This window comes from Belnapia sp. AC561 (genome assembly GCF_979252845.1).
Map to the genome: position 1 here is coordinate 1 of NZ_CEEDBP010000507.1, position 235 is coordinate 235.

The 235-nt window shown below is 65.5% G+C and carries 1 protein-coding gene; it reads right to left on the reverse strand.

Annotated elements, in window-relative coordinates; genetic code table 11:
* The coding region (locus AC0IW9_RS32050) for a transaldolase family protein (RefSeq protein ID WP_471652312.1) at nt 1-224 on the reverse strand (224 nt) is incomplete at its 3' end.
* Nucleotides 225-235 lie beyond the last annotated feature (11 nt).

Here is a 235-nt window from a genome sequence, read left to right on the forward strand (position 1 = left end):
TCGACCTTGCTGTCGATGCGGCTGACGAAGAAGCTGGCGACCGAGGCGATCCGGTCGATCGGCTGGTTCTGGCGAACGCGTTCCTCCAGCCCCATCGCATAGGCTTCCGCGACGCGCTGGTAATCACCTTGCGAGAACAGCAGCGTCACGTTGACGTTGATCCCCGCCGCGATCGTCGCGGCGATGGCGGGCGCACCGGCGGGCGTCCCCGGGATCTTGATCATCAGGTTCTGGC